Here is a 15748-nt window from a genome sequence, read left to right on the forward strand (position 1 = left end):
GCGTCAGCTCCCCCTGTAGGTCGAGTAGCCATAAGGAGAGATAAGCAACGGCACGTGATAATGCACGGATTCCGCCATGCCGAAGCGGATCGGCACACTGTCGAGGAAGGCCGGTTCCGGCAGTTTGGTGCCCTGGCCGCGTAGATAGTCACCGGCGGCGAACACCAGTTCGTATTCTCCAAGGCGGAATTCCGCTCCTGCCAGCAGCGGCGCATCGCAGCGGCCGTCGGCATTTGTGACGACGGTCTTCAAATGTATCCGCGCGTCGCTCTCAAGATGATAAAGCGCGATCGACAGGCCCGCCGCCGGCTTGCCGGTCGCGGTGTCGAGCACATGCGTCGTCAGACGTCCGCCATCGGCTTTCGACGTTTCTGCCACTGGCGCCTCCCATTTCCGATACAGCCGAACAAAGCAGTGAATTGTGCGCCAATTAAAGGCGATGCATAAGTCCCGGTCGAGCGGAGTGGCACAAAAACACTTTCAAAAATTTCGGGGGAATGCGCGAGCAACCCTTTCGACTATCCTGATCATAACTTCCGGCAGCGTCCGGCGGGGAGGGGCAATGCGTTACTCTAGAGACATGCGCGGCTACGGAGCCAATCCGCCGGATCCGAAATGGCCGGGCGGTGCGCATGTGGCCGTCCAATTCGTCGTCAACTACGAGGAAGGCGGCGAGAACTGCGTGCTGCACGGCGACAAGGCCTCGGAAGCCTTTCTGTCGGAAATCGTCGGCGCCGCGCCCTGGGTCGGCCAGCGCCACTGGAACATGGAATCGATCTACGAATATGGCGCGCGGGCAGGCTTCTGGCGGCTGCTGCGCCTGTTCAGCGAGGCGCAAGTGCCGGTGACCTGCTACGGGGTCGCCTCAGCATTAGCCCGGTCGCCCGACCAGGTGGCGGCGATGCAGGAGGCCGGCTGGGAAATGGCCTCGCACGGGCTGAAATGGATCGACTACCGCGACCACAGCGCCGAGGACGAGCGCCGCGACCTCGAAGCGGCGATCAAGCTGCACTACGAGGTGACAGGCCAACGGCCGACCGGCTGGTACACCGGCCGCACCTCGGTCAATACGGTGCGGTTGGTGGCCGAAGAGGGCGGCTTCGACTATGTGTCGGACACTTATGACGACGAACTGCCCTACTGGTTCGAGCACGGCGGCGGCGCGCAACTCGTCATCCCCTACACGCTCGATGCCAACGACATGCGTTTCGCCACGCCGCAGGGATTCAATTCCGGCGACCAGTTCTTCGCCTATTTGAAGGACAGTTTCGACACGCTCTATGCCGAGGGCAAAGCGGGCCGGCCGCGGATGATGAATATCGGCCTGCATTGCCGCCTCGTCGGACGTCCCGGGCGGGTGGCGGCGCTGAAGCGCTTCGTCGACTATGTCAGATCGCACGACAAGGTCTGGCTGGCACGGCGCATCGATATCGCCAGGCACTGGCAGGAGAACCACCCCTACCAGCCGGCGGCGCTCAAGCCGTCGAAGATGGCGTTCGAGACCTTCGTCGACACTTTCGGCGGCGTGTTCGAACATTCGCCCTGGATCGCCGAACGTGCCTATGAGCTGGAGCTTGGGCCGGCGCATGACAGCGCCGGCGGCCTGCACAATGCGCTCTGCCGCGTCTTCCGCGCCGCCAGCGAAACCGAGCGGATCGGTGTCCTCAACGCCCATCCCGATCTCGCTGGCAAACTGGCCGAAGCGAGACGCCTCACTGCGGAATCCACACGCGAGCAGGCCTCCGCCGGCCTCGACGCGCTGACCGACAAGGAGCGCGAGCTGTTTTCCAAGCTCAACGCCGCTTACGTCACCACCTTCGGCTTTCCCTTCATCATCGCGGTGCGGGGCAAGACCAAGGAGGAGATCCTCGCCGAGTTCGAGGCGCGCATCGGCAACAGCCGTGGCGTAGAACTCGATACCGCCTGCAAACAGGTCGAGCGCATCGCGCTGCTCCGCCTGAAAGACATGCTCCCGCTCTAATGAAATGACTGAGGGGTCAGGACCCAATGGATATGATCAAGACTGACCAGAAAACCTATTATGCACCGCATGGCGGCCATCCCGGCCAAACTGAGCTTTTGACCGGCCGCGCCGTCTTCACCGAGGCCTATGCCGTCATACCGAAGGGAGTGATGCAGGACATCGTCACCAGCCCACTGCCGTTCTGGGACGAGACCAGGGCCTGGATCATCGCCAGGCCGCTTTCGGGTTTCGCCGAGACATTTTCGCAGTACATCGTCGAGGTCCTGCCCGGCGGCGGCAGCGACCGGCCCGAGCCGGACGCCGGCGCCGAGGGCGTGCTGTTCGTGGTTGAGGGCGAGTTGACCGTTTCGCTGGCCGGCAAGAAGCACGTGCTGCAAGCCGGCGGTTTTGCCTTCCTGCCGCCGGACAGCGGCTGGACGGTGCGCAACGAAGGTCGCGACGCCGTACGCTTCCACTGGATCAGGAAGGCCTATGAGGCCGTCGACGGCATCGACGCGCCGGAAGTCTTGTTCAGCAGTGACCAGCAAATGGCGCCGACGCCGATGCCCGGCACCGAGGGTCGCTGGGCGACGACCCGTTTCGTCGATCCAGCCGACATTCGCCACGACATGCATGTCACCATCGTCACACTCGAGCCCGGCGCCGTCATCCCGTTTGCCGAGACGCATGTCATGGAGCACGGGCTCTATGTCTTGGAAGGCAAGGCGGTCTACCGCCTCAACCAGGACTGGGTCGAGGTCGAGGCCGGCGACTTCATGTGGCTGCGCGCCTTCTGCCCGCAGGCCTGCTACGCAGGCGGCCCCGGCAAGTTCCGTTATCTCCTTTACAAGGACGTCAACCGGCACGCCAAGCTTGGCGGCGCGGCCATTGGCGGTCGCGCGCGGTGACCCGCATCACAGCGCGGCCGCTGACCCGCGAAAGCTTTGCCGGCTTCGGCGATGTCATCGACATGGGCGGCGGCAATCACTACCCGATCAATGGCGGCAAGACCGAGCGCTACCAGAATCTCGCCACCGCTGAAGCCGCGGGACCGAATGCCCGCGTGCTGATCTCGATGGCGCGCGGCACTCCTTACGACCTGCCGCTGAAGCTGACCATGGTCGAGCGCCATCCCTTAGGCAGCCAGGCGTTCATCCCGCTGTCACCGCGACCTTTCCTGGTCGTCGTCTGCCATGACGGCAAGGACGGTCCGCGCGAGCCGCATGCCTTCATCACCGCACCGGGGCAAGGCGTCAACTATCCGCGCAATCTCTGGCACGGCGTGCTGACACCACTCGGTGAAGCGCAGGATTTCGTCATCGTCGACCGCGGCGGTGACGGCTCCAACCTCGAAGAGTTCCATTTCTCGCACCCCTACGAAATCCATCTCCCCAACGAGACCTGAGAAATGACCGACATATCGCTGATCGACCGCCTGCTCGATGTCATCGAGCACGACATCGTGCCGAAAACGGCAGAGGGCGTGGCCCATGGGAACAAGCTGTTCGGCGCCGCCATCCTGCGGAAGGGCGACCGCTCGCTGGTGCTGGCCGAAACCAACAACGAGATGGAAAATCCGCTCTGGCATGGCGAGGTGCACTGCCTGAAGCGTTTCTATGAAATGCCGAAAGCCGAGCGCGTCGACACCAAGGACGCCATCTTCATCGCCACGCATGAGCCCTGCTCGCTCTGCCTGTCGGCGATCACCTGGACCGGCTTCGACAATTTCTACTACCTCTTCAGCCACGAGGATTCACGCGACAGCTTTGCGATCCCGCACGATCTGAAAATCCTGAAAGAGGTCTTCACTCTTGATCCCGGCGGTTACAATGCCGAGAACGCTTATTGGAAGAGTTTTTCCATTCGCAGGCTGGTGCGGGCGCTGCCCGAGGCCGAGCGCGGCCGGCTTGAGGCAAGGATCGGCAATATTTCCACCCGCTACGACGAACTGTCCGGCGCTTATCAGGCGCGCAAGTCCGAAAACGACATTCCGCTGAACTGACGCGGATTGCCTAGCCTACCTTCGCGTTTTTCAGCACCTCGTTGATCCTGGCCTGCCAGCCCTTGCCGGTCGCCTTGAATTTACTGATGACATCCTGATCCAGACGGATGGACACGACTTGCTTAGGCTTCTCCACGGCTGGCCGGCCACGAGCACGCCTTATGCTCTCGAAAAGTTCTGGAAACACTTCCGCGAAAGGCCTGGCTTGCGCCAACTGTTCGTCTGTCGTCTCCGCATCGTCGGGATCATCAACAATTTGTCTTTGAATTTCCACTTCCTCCGCATCGGTAAGCGGTCGAACACGCGATTTAGGATTGTTCATATACTGACCTTTCCTTTCGGCTGGCACGGCGCATCGAGATCACCGAAATCGCCTCCGAACCAAGCGGCTTGAAAATCACGGCCAGGATGATCTCTCCGAATTCGCCAATCGCCTTGAACCGGTCGGCCTTGGCTGGAAGGACGGTTGAAGTCGCAAAAAACTCAATATCGAGTTCGGCAAAATCGAGACCCCGGCTGTCCAGGTTCGTCACGCGCTTTGGCTCATCCCAAACGATTCTCAGGCGAAACCATCCTCATCACGTTGGGTTCAGTTAATAAATGTAATACATTAATTATAATCCTGCAACATCAGGGCAAAACAATCGGGCTACATATCGTGGCGTCGTCGCGGCGACACCGGCCGTCGCCCGTTTGACTTCATGACATGCCCGCTTCATGCGTCACTGACATCCTGGAGCATCGCATGAAAACCATCACCGAATTTCCCCGCAAGGTCATCGAATTCCCCGATATGGGCATCGTCATGCCGGATGGTTGCCGGCTGTCGGCGCGGGTTTGGATGCCGGAGGACGCCAGCAGCGATCCGGTGCCGGCGATCCTCGAGCACCTGCCCTACCGCAAGCGCGACGGCACCATCTTTCGCGATCAGCTGACGCATCCCTATTTCGCCGGCCACGGCTACGCCTCGATCCGCGTCGACATGCGCGGCAATGGCGATTCCGAAGGTCTGATGGACGACGAATATTCCGAGCAGGAATTGCAGGACGCCTGCGATGTGATTGCCTGGGCGGCAGCACAGCCCTGGTGCAACGGCAGTGTCGGCATGATGGGCATTTCCTGGGGTGGCTTCAACTGCCTGCAGGTGGCGGCCAAGCAGCCGCCGGCGCTGAAGGCGGTGATCAGCCTGTGCTCGACCGTCGACCGCTACGCCGACGACATCCACTACAAGGGCGGCTGCCTTTTGACGGAAAATTTCGGCTGGGCCTCGACCATGTTGTCCTATTCGTCGCGACCGCCGGATCCGCTGCTTGCGGGCGACAATCGCTGGCGCGACCTCTGGCTGACGCGGCTGGAGAACCAGTCTTTCCTTCTGCCGCTCTGGCTCAGCCATCAGCATCGCGACGCCTATTGGAAACGCGGTTCGATCTGCGAGGATTTCTCCGCCGTCAAAGCTGCCGTGCTGTCGATCGGCGGCTGGCATGACGGTTATCGCAACACGATCTCGCACCTGGTCACCAACATCCAGGCGCCGGTGAAGGGCATTGTCGGGCCATGGATCCACAAATATCCGCATTATGCCGAACCCAAACCCGCCATCGGCTTCCTGCAGGAGGCGTTGCGCTGGTGGGACAGCTGGTTGAAGGGCGTCGACACCGGCGTCGAGGCCGACCCGGACTACCGCGCCTATGTCATGGACAGTGTGCGGCCGGCGCGCTGGCACCCGGAGCGGCCGGGCCGTTGGGTGGCCGAACAGGAATGGCCGTCTCCCAACATCAAGGTCAGGGCGATCGAACTCATTGCTGACGGCGTCAGGCCGGCGATCGTGGCGACCCCGCAAAGCTGCGGGCTCGCCGGCGGCGAATATTTTCCTTTCACCTTTGGCCCGGAACTTCCGGGCGACCAACGCCCGGACGATGCGCTGTCCGTCTGCTTCGATCAGCCTGTGCTTGCCGAGACACTCGACATCGTCGGCGCGCCGGAGCTTCTCATCCGGGTGTCGTCCGATCGCCCGCAGGCGAACATCGCGGTCCGACTGTGCGACGTGCACCCCGACGGCGCCTCGGAACTGATCTCCTACGGCGTGCTCAACCTGACGCATCGCGCTTCGCACGAACAGCCGCAAGCGCTGGTGCCGGGCGAAACGGTTTCGGCGCGCGTTATTCTCGACCAGTGCGCCTACCGCGTGCCGGCCGGACACCGCCTGCGCATCGCTGTTTCCAACGCTTACTGGCCGATGATCTGGCCGTCGCCGGAGCCGGTGCGGCTCGACCTTTCAGCGGCGACGCTGAGGCTGCCGCTGCGCCCGCTCGCAAAAAGCGACGAGACCTCGTTCCAGTCTCCCGAAGGCGCAACACCCTGGGCAACCGAGACAGTTCGTGCAGCGAATTCCGAGCGTCACGTCGATCGCGATGAGAAGACCGGCATCGTCACGCTGTCGATCACGGATGATTTCGGAGAAGTGCGCGATCTCGCGCATGGACTGGCCAATGGCAGCATTGCCCGCGAGAGCTGGACGATCCACCCCGACGACCCGCTGTCTGCCTCGGGCCGCACGCACTGGACGCAGACCTTGTCGCGAAACGGATGGTCGGTGCGCACCGAGACGTCGGCTGAAATGCGCTGCGATGCGCAAAACTTCATCGTCAGCGCCAGAATCGAAGCCTATGAGGGCGAAACGCGGGTTTTCGAAGGCGATTTCGAAGAGACGATCCCGCGCGACCTGCTCTGAGCGTCCACCCGACTGGTCCAGTTGCGACGCACGATTTACGCCACGGCATGTCGCATTCCGTCTTGCTTACCGCTTTGCCTTCCGGTCAATATCCCTTTGGTAACAACAAGCAAAAAACGACCATAAGGTCGAACCAACAGAGTGAGGAACTCAAATGTCCAACGAACTCGAATATCTGAGCCGGCGCGTTGCGTCCGGCAAGCTGAGCCGTCGTGATTTCCTCGGCCGCGCCGCAGCACTCGGCGTCACAGCGCCCTTCGCCAATATGCTGCTTTCCAGTGCGGCTCGCGCGGAAGGCCCGGTCAAGGGCGGCACGCTGAAGGCCGGCCTCGTCGGCGGCGAATCCACGAACAGCCTGGACCCGGCTTTGTTCATGACGCAAGTGCCGTTCGCTTTTGGCAAGATGTGGGGCGAGCTGATCGTCGAGCTGTCCCCGGAAGGCAAACTCGAGAACCGCATCGCCGAAGAGATCGGCTCGTCGGACGACGCCAAGGTGTGGACGCTGAAAATCCGCGACGGCGTCGAATTCCACAACGGCAAGACGGTGACCGCTGAGGATGTGGCGGCAACCCTCGAGCGCCATTCCGATGAAAAATCGAAGTCCGGCGCGCTGGGCTACATGAAAGGCATCGACAGCATCAAGGCCAATGGCAAGGAAGTCGTCCTGACGCTGAAGGAGGCCAACGCCGACCTTCCCTATCTCCTCAGCGACTACCACCTCATCGTCCAGCCCAACGGCGGCAAGGACAAGGCGGATGCCGGCATCTCGGCAGGACCCTACAAGGTCGCCACCAACGAGCCCGGCGTGCGCCATGGCGGCGAGCGCTTCGCCAATTACTGGCAGGCCGACAAGATGGGCCATGCCGACCAGATCGAGATCATCGTCATCAACGACGCGACCGCGCGCACGGCGGCCCTGCAGGGCGGCCAGGTCAACATGATCAACCGCGTCGAGCCGAAGATCGTCGACCTGATCAAGCGCGTACCGGGCGTCACCATCCGCAACCATGCCGGCCCCGGCCACTACGTCTTCATCATGCATTGCAACACCGCGCCCTTCGACAACAGCGACCTGCGCATGGCGCTGAAGCTCGCGATCGACCGTGAGGAGATGCTGAACAAGGTGCTGCGCGGCTACGGCTCGCTCGGCAACGACTTCCCGATCAATTCGTCCTATCCGCTGTTTTCCGAGATCGAGCAGCGCAAATATGATCCCGACAAGGCCAAGTTCCACTACAAGAAGTCGGGCCATGACGGCACCGTGCTGCTGCGCACCTCCGACGTCGCCTTCCCGGGCGCGGTCGACGCCTCGCAGCTCTTCCAGCAGAGCGCGGCCAAGGCCGGCATCAAGATCGAGCTCAAGCGCGAGCCCGGCGACGGGTACTGGAACGAGGTCTGGAACAAGCAGCCCTTCTGCGCCTCCTATTGGGGCGGCCGATCGACCCAGGACCAGATGTACTCGACCGCCTATCTGTCGACCGCCGACTGGAACGACACCCGTTTCAAGCGTCCGGACTTCGACAAGCTGGTGCTGGCCGCACGCGCCGAACTCGACGAGACCAAGCGCAAGCAGATGTACCACGACATGGCCGTGCTGGTGCGCGACGAGGGCGGCCTGATCCTGCCGATGTTCAATCAGTTCATCGATGCGACAGGCGCCAAGGTCGGCGGCTGGGTAGACGATCCGCATCAGGAGCTGATGAACGGCTACGCGCTGGCGAAGTGCTGGCTCGAAGCCTGAGCCCGGCTTTGCGGATATGTCCTCACCCGTCGTGAAACTTGTGGCCCAGCGCGTTGCGCTGGGCATCGTCCTCTTGCTGGCCGTTTCGGTCCTGATCTTCGCCGGCACCCAGATCCTGCCCGGCGACGTCGCGCAAGCCATTCTCGGACAGTCGGCGACGCCGGAATCACTCGCCAATCTGCGCGAGCAGCTCGGCCTGAATCAGCCGGCTTACATCAGGTATTTCCATTGGCTAGGCGGTGTGCTCACCGGCGATCTTGGCACGGCGATGTCGAGCGGCCAGGATATTGCCACGTCGATCAAGGGGCGGCTGTGGAACACGCTGTTCCTCGCCTTCTGGGCTGCGATCGTGGCCGTGCCGCTGGCCATCATCCTCGGCCTGATCGCCGTGCGTTACCGCAATGGCTGGGTCGACAAGCTGATCTCCGGCCTGGCGCTCGCCTCGACATCTTTCCCGGAATTCTTCATCGGCTATGTGCTCGTCTATTTCTTTGCCGTGAAGTATCAATGGTTCCCGGCCATTTCCACGGTCTATGACGGCATGCCGTTCGGTGAGCGCATGCAGGCGATCGCGTTGCCGGCCACCGCGCTGACGCTGGTTGTGCTGGCGCATATGATGCGCATGACCCGCGCGGCCATCCTCAACGTCATGCAGTCGGCCTATGTCGAGACGGCAGAACTGAAAGGCCTGTCGGCCTTCAACGTCATCCGCAAGCATGCTTTCCCCAATGCCATAGCGCCGATCATCAACGTCGTCATGCTCAACCTCGCCTACCTCATCGTCGGCGTCGTCGTGGTCGAGGTGATCTTCGTCTATCCCGGCATGGGACAATATCTGGTCGACCACGTCACCAAGCGCGACGTGCCGGTGGTGCAGGCGGTCGGCCTGGTCTTCGCCGCCGTTTATATCAGCCTGAACATCATTGCGGACATCGGGGCGATTGTCGCCAATCCGCGCCTCAGACATCCGAAATAGGCGGCGGGCATGCTCGACATCAAACGCATCCCCATCCCCGCGCTGATCGGCATCGTGCTGACGGCTATGTTCGTGTTGGCGGCAGTTTTCGCACCGTTGATCGCACCGTACGGCAATGCCGAAATCGTCGGCGACGTCTGGGAACCGATGACGGCGGCACATTTGCTGGGCACCGACAATCTCGGTCGCGATCTTCTGTCGCGCATGATCTACGGCGCTCGCATCACGCTGTTCATTGCGGTGCTGGCCACCGCGCTGTCATTCTCGCTCGGCGCCATCCTCGGCTTTTCGGCGGCGGTGTTCGGCGGCTGGTTCGACACGCTGCTGTCGCGCCTTGTCGATCTGCTGATGTCGATCCCGACCTTGATCATGGCGCTCGTCGTGCTTTCGGTGCTGCCGACCAACCTGGTGACGCTGATCCTGGTGATGGGCGTCCTCGACTCGACCCGCGTCTACAGGCTGTCGCGCGCGGTGGCCGTCGACATCAACGTCATGGATTATGTCGAGGCCGCCAAGCTGCGGGGCGAAGGCAGCGGCTGGATCATCTTCCGCGAGATCCTGCCCAACGCGCTTTCGCCGCTGGTCTCGGAACTTGGTCTGCGCTTCATCTACGCGGTGCTGTTCTTGTCGACGCTCTCCTTTCTCGGGCTTGGCGTGCAACCGCCGGATGCCGACTGGGGCGGCATGGTCAAGGAGAACAAGGACGGCATCGTCTTCGGTATCGGGGCGGCACTCATTCCCGCCGCGGCGATCGCAGCACTGGCGATTTCGGTCAATCTGGTCGCCGATTGGGTGCTCAACCGCACGACAAGCCTGAAGGGAGGACGCGGGTGATGGCTGACACAAAAGCAAAGCCCGGCCTGCTGCTCGATATCCGCAATCTGCGCATCGAAGCGACAGTGTTTCCGCCCGGCGAGGCGCCGAAGAACATCGTTTTGGTCCACGATGTCTCGCTGACGCTGGAAAAGGGCAAGGTGCTCGGCCTGATCGGCGAGTCCGGCGCCGGCAAGTCGACCATCGGCCTGTCGTCGATGGGCTATGGCCGTGGCGGCGTGCGCATCACCGGCGGAGAGGTGCTGCTCAACGGCCGCGATATTCTCAAGGGCGGCAAGGAAGGTTTCCGCAAATTGCGCGGCCGCGAGGTCTGCTATGTCGCGCAGTCGGCGGCCGCCGCCTTCAATCCGGCGCACAAGCTGATGGACCAGGTGGTGGAAGCAACGCTGCTGCACGGCACGGCGACACGCGCCGAGGCAGAGAAACGTGCCGTGGCGTTGTTCAAGAAGCTCAGCCTGCCGAACCCCGAAACCATCGGCGAACGCTTCCCGCACCAGGTCTCCGGCGGCCAGTTGCAGCGCGTGATGACGGCGATGGCGCTGTGTTCGGAACCCGACCTGATCGTCTTCGACGAGCCGACCACGGCGCTCGACGTGACGACGCAGATCGACGTGCTGGCGGCGATCAAGGACGCCATCCGCGACACCCATGTCGCGGCGCTCTACATCACCCACGATCTTGCCGTCGTCGCCCAGGTCTCGGACGAGATCATGGTGCTGCGCCATGGCAGGTTGGTCGAATGGGGCGGCACCCGCCAGATCATCAAGGAGCCGCGCCAGGAATACACCAATGCGCTGGTCTCGGTGCATGAGATCGAGCATGCCGAGCAGAAGCCCGGCGCCGCGCCGTTCCTGTCGGTCAAGAACGTCACCGCCGCTTACGGCGGCAGCCACGTCAAGGTGCTGAAGAACGTCTCGGTCGACATCTATCCGGGACAGACGCTGGCCGTCGTCGGTGAATCCGGCTCCGGCAAGTCGACGCTGGCGCGCGCCATCACCGGGCTGTTGCCGCCGGAAGAAGGCACCGTCACCTTCGACGGCAGGCCGCTCGCCAACAGGCTTGCCGACCGGCCGAAGGAGGATCTGCGGCAATTGCAGATGATCTACCAGATGGCCGACGTGGCGATGAACCCGCGCCAGACCGTCGGCACCATCATCGGCCGGCCGCTGGAATTCTACTTCGGCATACGCGGTCGCGAGCGCGACAAGCGCGTCGCCGAACTGCTCGACGAGATCGAGATGGGCAAGGGCTTTCTCGATCGTTATCCGGCCGAACTCTCCGGAGGCCAGAAACAGCGCGTCTGTATCGCCCGCTCGCTCGCCGCCAAGCCCAAGCTGATCATCTGCGACGAGGTGACATCGGCGCTCGACCCGCTGGTGGCCAACGGCATTCTCAAGCTGCTGCTCAACCTGCAGCAGCACGAGAAGGTCGCCTACCTCTTCATCACCCACGATCTGGCGACGGTGAAGTCGATCGCCGATTCGATCGCGGTGATGTATCGCGGCGAGGTGGTGCGCTACGGCGCCAAGAGCAAGGTGCTGACGCCGCCCTTCGACGCCTATACCGACCTGCTGCTGTCGTCCGTTCCCGAGATGGAGATCGGCTGGCTGGAAAAGGCGATCAAGGGACGGCGCATGGCGAGCGCGGGGAATTAGTAGGGAATTCGCGGCCTTTGTCGCGAAAACTTCTTTCAACGACAAAAGCTTTCCGGAGCCGCCCATGGCGCTCAAGACCAGACTGCTGCTCATCATTCTCGATGGCGTGCCCTACCGGAACTGGCGCCGGCTGATGGGCAATCTCGAGGGCTGGGTGCAGTCGGGCGAGGCGCAGGTGTGGAAGATGCGCTCGGTGCTGCCGTCGACCTCGGCCTGCTGCTATGCCTCGATCCACACCGGGGTTTCGCCGCAGGAGCACGGCATCCTATCCAACGAGAACCGTTTTCTCGTCAACAAGCCGGATATTTTCTCCGAGGTCAGCAAGGCCGGCGGCAAGACCGGCGCGGTGACGCATTCCTACTGGTCGGAATTCTTTCGTTCCTATCCGTTCGATCTGGTCGAGGACATGGAGTATGACGAGCCCAACGGACCGATCGCGCATGGCCGCTTCCACACCATGACCGGCTACAATGCCCGCAACCAGATGACGCCGAGCGATGTCGATTTGTTTGCGACGCTGACCATGCTGACCCGACGCCATGCCATCGACTACGGTATCCTGCACACCTGCACTCTGGATTCGATGGGCCATCGCTTCGGCCATGACTGCCACGAAATGGACCATGCCTGCTATGCGATGGACGGCATGCTGGCAGCCTTCCTGCCGGGCTGGCGGCAGGCCGGTTACGAGGTGATCGTAACCGCCGACCACGGCCAGACAGACCGCGGCCATCATGGCGGCCGTGACGATGAAATGCAGGATTTCGCGCTGTATTATTTCGGAGCCGGCAAAGGGCCGGATCCGGACACGCTGCTTGATCAACTGCAACTGGCGCCGACGGTGCTGAAGCGGCTGGGTGTGCCGGTGCCGGAGACCATGAAGGCTAAGCCGTTTTTGGGGTGACGGAGGTCGTCGCTGAGCCGCCGTTCGCTACCCCCTCTCCCCGTCACTATACGGGGAGAGGGTAAGGGTGAGGGGCAGCGCTAACATCAAAATAAATACCCCAACGCCGGCGCCGCCCCTCATCCGCCTGCCGGCACCTTCTCCCCGTATAGTGACGGGGAGAAGGGAGACGCTCTGGCAACACTCCCTCTCTTCGGTTAGCTTCGCCAAAATTCCTTGGCGGAAGGATGAACCTTTTTGAACCTATCGGCGACAGAGCAGACAGGAGCCAGGCGGCTCGACCGGCCATGACGGCAGCGACCGAGACTGATCGCGCGCTTGTCGACCGGGTCGCGAAGGGCGACCGTGCCGCTGTTCGGCTGCTGTTCATGCGTCACCACGCGCGGGTCTACCGCTTCGTGGTGCGCCAGACGGGATCGGAAATGATGGCCGACGATATCGCAAACGAGGTCTTTCTCGAGCTGTGGCGCCAGGCGCCCGGTTTCGAAGGGCGCTCGGAAGTCTCGACATGGCTGCTCGGCATCGCCCGGTTCAAGGCGCTGTCGATGCTTCGCAAGAAAAAAGAAGACTGGATCGATGACGATGATGCGGCGCAGGTTCCCGACGGCGCCGACACGCCGGAAGTCGCCACCATGAAGGAAGACAAGGGCGCCGCTTTGCGGCGCTTCGTCGATGCCTTGCCGGAGGAACACCGCTCGGTGATCGACCTTGCCTATTACCATGGACAGTCGGTGACGGAGATCGGCGAGGTGCTCGGCATCCCGGTCGCCACCGTCAAGACCCGAATGTTCTACGCCCGCAAGAAACTCGGCGAAGCCCTCAAGGCCGCCGGTTACGACAGGGGGTGGCCATGAGCAATCCTGAAGACATGAGCGCCGCTGAAAAAATGTCGCGCCGTGACGAAATGGAAACGCTGCTGCCGTTCTACCTGAACGGCTCGCTGGAAGGCTCGGACCTCGAAGCCGTCGAGGAATGGCTGGCGAGCGATCCGGCGGCGACGGCGGCGCTTGGCGAGGCTGAGGCGGAATTCTCCGGCGCCACCGCCGCCAACGAGGCGATCCGGCCACCGGCCGATGCGCTCAGCCGCTTTGCCAGGGCGCTCGACGCCGAAGCCGGACCGGTCCGCGCTCCCGCGGGCCGTTCCTGGCTGGCGCAGGCACTCGGCCGTTTCATGGCGGTGCCGGTCGGTGTCGCCTGGGCGGCAGCGGCGGTGCTGCTGGCGTTGGTCGTGGTGCAGTCCTACGTGCAGACCGGCGGCAAGAGCCATGATTTCGAGATTGCCGGCGCCGAGGATGAGCTGGCGAAACTGCCGTTCGCGCTGGTCAAGTTCAAGCCGGATGCGAAGATGTCCGACATCGCTGTCTTCCTCGACCAGAACGCGCTGAAGATCGCCGGCGGGCCGGCCGCCTCGGGCCTCTTCCGCATTGCCATCCCGGTCAAGACCGGAGCAGACTACACCAGGCTCGTCGGCCTTATTGCCGCCCAGCCGTTCGCGGAGACTGTGATCGAGGGAAGGAAACCGGTTGATGGCAGCTAGGGCGGTCCTTCGATTTGCGGCGATCCTGGTGGCGGCGACGACAATCGTCGCCGTGCCGGCGTCGGCGCAGACCAATGATCCCAATGCCGGCCGGGCCGACTGCACCGACGCGGCCGGAGCGGCGGCTGCCGACTGCCCGAAAGACGGCAATGAGGCCAAGGTCGGCGGCGAACCAGGCGCAGTTACCCTTCCGGCCCTGATCGTCGACCTGTTTCCCAACCCACCGGCTCCCGTAGCGCCCGTGCCGACGCCACGGCCGTCAGCGCCGCCTGCCGACACGCAGGCCGGGCCACCCGTCGGCGGGGCGATCGTTTCGCCGACCGATCTTGTCGCGACTGCGCCGCGCCGGGCCATCGCCGGCGAGTTCGTGCCCGACGAGGTTCTGGTGACCGTCGACGGCGATGCCGGCGCCGTCCAGCAGATCGCCGCCTCCTTCGGCCTTGAAGTGCGCTCGCAGCGCCAGTCGCGGCTGCTCGGCACCACGCTGGTGCGCTTCGGCATTCCCGACGGCCGCCCGGTCGGCGCCGTGCTGACGCAGCTGGCCGCCGACGGCCGCACCCTGCGGCGCGAGCCAAACCATATCTATTCGCTGCAGCAGGCGGCCGGCATCGTCAACTATGCCTTCGAGCGCATTCAGCTCGACAACAAGCAAGCCAGTGGCGAAAACGTGCGCATCGCCGTCATCGACACCGGCATAGACGACACCAATCCGGCGCTTTCCGGCGTCATTGCCGATCAGTTCGACGCCATGCCCAACGTGCCGGTCGAAAAGCGTGACCACGGTACCTCGGTCGACGGGCTGATCGCCGGCGTCGGCGCGCTCGAAGGCATGGCGCCCGGCGCCAGGATCTACCACGCCCGCGCCTTCGAGGACGGCAAGTCGACCATGGACGTCATCCTGTCGGCGCTCGACTGGGCGGCGGACCAGAATGTCAGCATCATCAATATGAGTTTCGTCGGCCCCAAGAACGACCTGCTCGCCACCGCTTGCCGCAACGCCCGCGGGCTCGGCATCATCCTGGTCGCTGCTGCCGGCAACAACGGGCCGAAAGCGCCCTATGGCTACCCCGCCGCCTATGACGGCGTGATCGCGGTCACCGCCACCGACGCCAAGGACGGGCTGATGCAGCAGGCCAATCGCGGCGCTTATGTCTTCATCTCGGCGCCCGGCGTCGAGATGGTGGCGCCGAGCGGCGCCGGCTCTGACGTCGTCACCGGCACCTCATTTGCCGCCGCGATCGTGTCCGGCGCAATCGCCAACCTGATCCACGCCTCACCCGAGCGCTCGGCCGACGATATCGAAAAGGCGCTGGCCGCCACCGCCAGGGATCTCGGTCCGAAGGGACGGGACAATGATTTCGGTTATGGGCTGCTGGATACGAAGGCGGCGGCGAACAGGTAAACC

16 protein-coding genes are annotated in these 15748 nt (G+C 63.2%); 13 read left to right on the plus strand and 3 right to left on the minus strand.

The window, feature by feature from the left end; translation table 11 throughout:
- Window positions 1–3 precede the first annotated feature (3 nt).
- Complete coding sequence (gene uraH / locus ACYG9V_RS06735) at window positions 4–378, minus strand: hydroxyisourate hydrolase (protein ID WP_023694734.1); 375 nt, start codon at window positions 376–378, stop codon at window positions 4–6.
- 184 nt (window positions 379–562) lie between these two features.
- On the opposite strand from uraH, the gene puuE reads away from it, so the two are divergent.
- The 4 genes from puuE to ACYG9V_RS06755 are packed head-to-tail and all read left to right on the plus strand — an operon-like array spanning window position 563 to window position 3965.
- Window positions 563–1981, plus strand: coding sequence for an allantoinase PuuE (gene puuE / locus ACYG9V_RS06740; RefSeq protein WP_352627384.1), 1419 nt, complete (start codon window positions 563–565; stop codon window positions 1979–1981).
- Window positions 1982–2013: 32 nt separating this feature from the next.
- Complete coding sequence (locus ACYG9V_RS06745) at window positions 2014–2871, plus strand: bifunctional allantoicase/(S)-ureidoglycine aminohydrolase (RefSeq protein WP_460221927.1); 858 nt, start codon at window positions 2014–2016, stop codon at window positions 2869–2871.
- Window positions 2868–3368 carry an ureidoglycolate lyase gene (locus ACYG9V_RS06750; protein ID WP_023671382.1) on the plus strand — a complete coding sequence of 167 codons (501 nt, stop codon included), beginning with the start codon at window positions 2868–2870 and terminating at the stop codon, window positions 3366–3368. Before ACYG9V_RS06745 ends, ACYG9V_RS06750 begins: the two co-directional genes overlap by 4 nt.
- A 3-nt stretch (window positions 3369–3371) precedes the next feature.
- Window positions 3372–3965 (plus strand): nucleoside deaminase, encoded by a 594-nt coding sequence (locus ACYG9V_RS06755; protein WP_023671383.1) that lies wholly within the window; start codon window positions 3372–3374, stop codon window positions 3963–3965.
- Window positions 3966–3975: 10 nt separating this feature from the next.
- Here the strand turns inward: ACYG9V_RS06755 and ACYG9V_RS06760 are convergent, their stop codons facing one another.
- The gene (locus tag ACYG9V_RS06760) at window positions 3976–4287 is read right to left on the minus strand and encodes a BrnA antitoxin family protein (RefSeq protein ID WP_023671384.1); all 312 of its coding nucleotides are present in this window, start codon (window positions 4285–4287) and stop codon (window positions 3976–3978) included.
- Window positions 4274–4528, minus strand: a complete 255-nt coding sequence (locus ACYG9V_RS06765) for a BrnT family toxin (protein ID WP_023671385.1) — start codon at window positions 4526–4528, stop codon at window positions 4274–4276. The genes ACYG9V_RS06760 and ACYG9V_RS06765 overlap by 14 nt, the downstream gene beginning before the upstream one ends.
- Window positions 4529–4710: 182 nt before the next feature.
- Between ACYG9V_RS06765 and ACYG9V_RS06770 the strand changes: the two genes are divergently transcribed.
- From ACYG9V_RS06770 to ACYG9V_RS06810, 9 genes are all read left to right on the plus strand, one after another.
- Window positions 4711–6696, plus strand: coding sequence for a CocE/NonD family hydrolase (locus ACYG9V_RS06770; RefSeq protein ID WP_352763904.1), 1986 nt, complete (start codon window positions 4711–4713; stop codon window positions 6694–6696).
- Between the two features lie 154 nt (window positions 6697–6850).
- Entirely contained in the window at window positions 6851–8437 is a 1587-nt protein-coding gene (locus tag ACYG9V_RS06775; protein ID WP_352763907.1) for an ABC transporter substrate-binding protein, read from the plus strand.
- 16 nt (window positions 8438–8453) lie between these two features.
- Complete coding sequence (locus tag ACYG9V_RS06780) at window positions 8454–9413, plus strand: ABC transporter permease (protein ID WP_023671388.1); 960 nt, start codon at window positions 8454–8456, stop codon at window positions 9411–9413.
- A gap of 9 nt (window positions 9414–9422) precedes the next feature.
- Window positions 9423–10247, plus strand: a complete 825-nt coding sequence (locus tag ACYG9V_RS06785; RefSeq protein WP_023671389.1) for an ABC transporter permease — start codon at window positions 9423–9425, stop codon at window positions 10245–10247.
- Window positions 10247–11902 carry an ABC transporter ATP-binding protein gene (locus ACYG9V_RS06790; protein WP_023695964.1) on the plus strand — a complete coding sequence of 552 codons (1656 nt, stop codon included), beginning with the start codon at window positions 10247–10249 and terminating at the stop codon, window positions 11900–11902. The genes ACYG9V_RS06785 and ACYG9V_RS06790 overlap by 1 nt, the downstream gene beginning before the upstream one ends.
- A gap of 64 nt (window positions 11903–11966) precedes the next feature.
- Window positions 11967–12806, plus strand: coding sequence for an alkaline phosphatase family protein (locus tag ACYG9V_RS06795; protein WP_352763910.1), 840 nt, complete (start codon window positions 11967–11969; stop codon window positions 12804–12806).
- A gap of 287 nt (window positions 12807–13093) precedes the next feature.
- Window positions 13094–13660, plus strand: a complete 567-nt coding sequence (locus tag ACYG9V_RS06800) for a sigma-70 family RNA polymerase sigma factor (protein ID WP_023683483.1) — start codon at window positions 13094–13096, stop codon at window positions 13658–13660.
- 14 nt (window positions 13661–13674) lie between these two features.
- A complete protein-coding gene (locus ACYG9V_RS06805; protein ID WP_352764029.1) occupies window positions 13675–14343 on the plus strand; it encodes an anti-sigma factor in 669 nt (222 codons plus the stop codon).
- Window positions 14333–15745 carry a S8 family serine peptidase gene (locus tag ACYG9V_RS06810; RefSeq protein WP_352763912.1) on the plus strand — a complete coding sequence of 471 codons (1413 nt, stop codon included), beginning with the start codon at window positions 14333–14335 and terminating at the stop codon, window positions 15743–15745. Before ACYG9V_RS06805 ends, ACYG9V_RS06810 begins: the two co-directional genes overlap by 11 nt.
- Window positions 15746–15748 lie beyond the last annotated feature (3 nt).

It is taken from the genome of Mesorhizobium sp. W016, from assembly GCF_054719485.1.

What these genes read in the sequence shown, in the direction of transcription:
- puuE (WP_352627384.1), top strand. Translation starts at nt 563, where the DNA reads ATGCGTTACTCTAGAGACATGCGCGGCTACGGAGCCAATCCGCCGGAT.
- ACYG9V_RS06745 (WP_460221927.1), top strand. Translation starts at nt 2,014, where the DNA reads ATGATCAAGACTGACCAGAAAACCTATTATGCACCGCATGGCGGCCAT.
- ACYG9V_RS06755 (WP_023671383.1), top strand. Translation starts at nt 3,372, where the DNA reads ATGACCGACATATCGCTGATCGACCGCCTGCTCGATGTCATCGAGCAC.
- ACYG9V_RS06760 (WP_023671384.1), bottom strand. Translation starts at nt 4,287, where the DNA reads ATGAACAATCCTAAATCGCGTGTTCGACCGCTTACCGATGCGGAGGAA.
- ACYG9V_RS06770 (WP_352763904.1), top strand. Translation starts at nt 4,711, where the DNA reads ATGAAAACCATCACCGAATTTCCCCGCAAGGTCATCGAATTCCCCGAT.
- ACYG9V_RS06775 (WP_352763907.1), top strand. Translation starts at nt 6,851, where the DNA reads ATGTCCAACGAACTCGAATATCTGAGCCGGCGCGTTGCGTCCGGCAAG.
- ACYG9V_RS06780 (WP_023671388.1), top strand. Translation starts at nt 8,454, where the DNA reads ATGTCCTCACCCGTCGTGAAACTTGTGGCCCAGCGCGTTGCGCTGGGC.
- ACYG9V_RS06785 (WP_023671389.1), top strand. Translation starts at nt 9,423, where the DNA reads ATGCTCGACATCAAACGCATCCCCATCCCCGCGCTGATCGGCATCGTG.
- ACYG9V_RS06790 (WP_023695964.1), top strand. Translation starts at nt 10,247, where the DNA reads ATGGCTGACACAAAAGCAAAGCCCGGCCTGCTGCTCGATATCCGCAAT.
- ACYG9V_RS06795 (WP_352763910.1), top strand. Translation starts at nt 11,967, where the DNA reads ATGGCGCTCAAGACCAGACTGCTGCTCATCATTCTCGATGGCGTGCCC.
- ACYG9V_RS06800 (WP_023683483.1), top strand. Translation starts at nt 13,094, where the DNA reads ATGACGGCAGCGACCGAGACTGATCGCGCGCTTGTCGACCGGGTCGCG.
- ACYG9V_RS06805 (WP_352764029.1), top strand. Translation starts at nt 13,675, where the DNA reads ATGAGCGCCGCTGAAAAAATGTCGCGCCGTGACGAAATGGAAACGCTG.
- ACYG9V_RS06810 (WP_352763912.1), top strand. Translation starts at nt 14,333, where the DNA reads ATGGCAGCTAGGGCGGTCCTTCGATTTGCGGCGATCCTGGTGGCGGCG.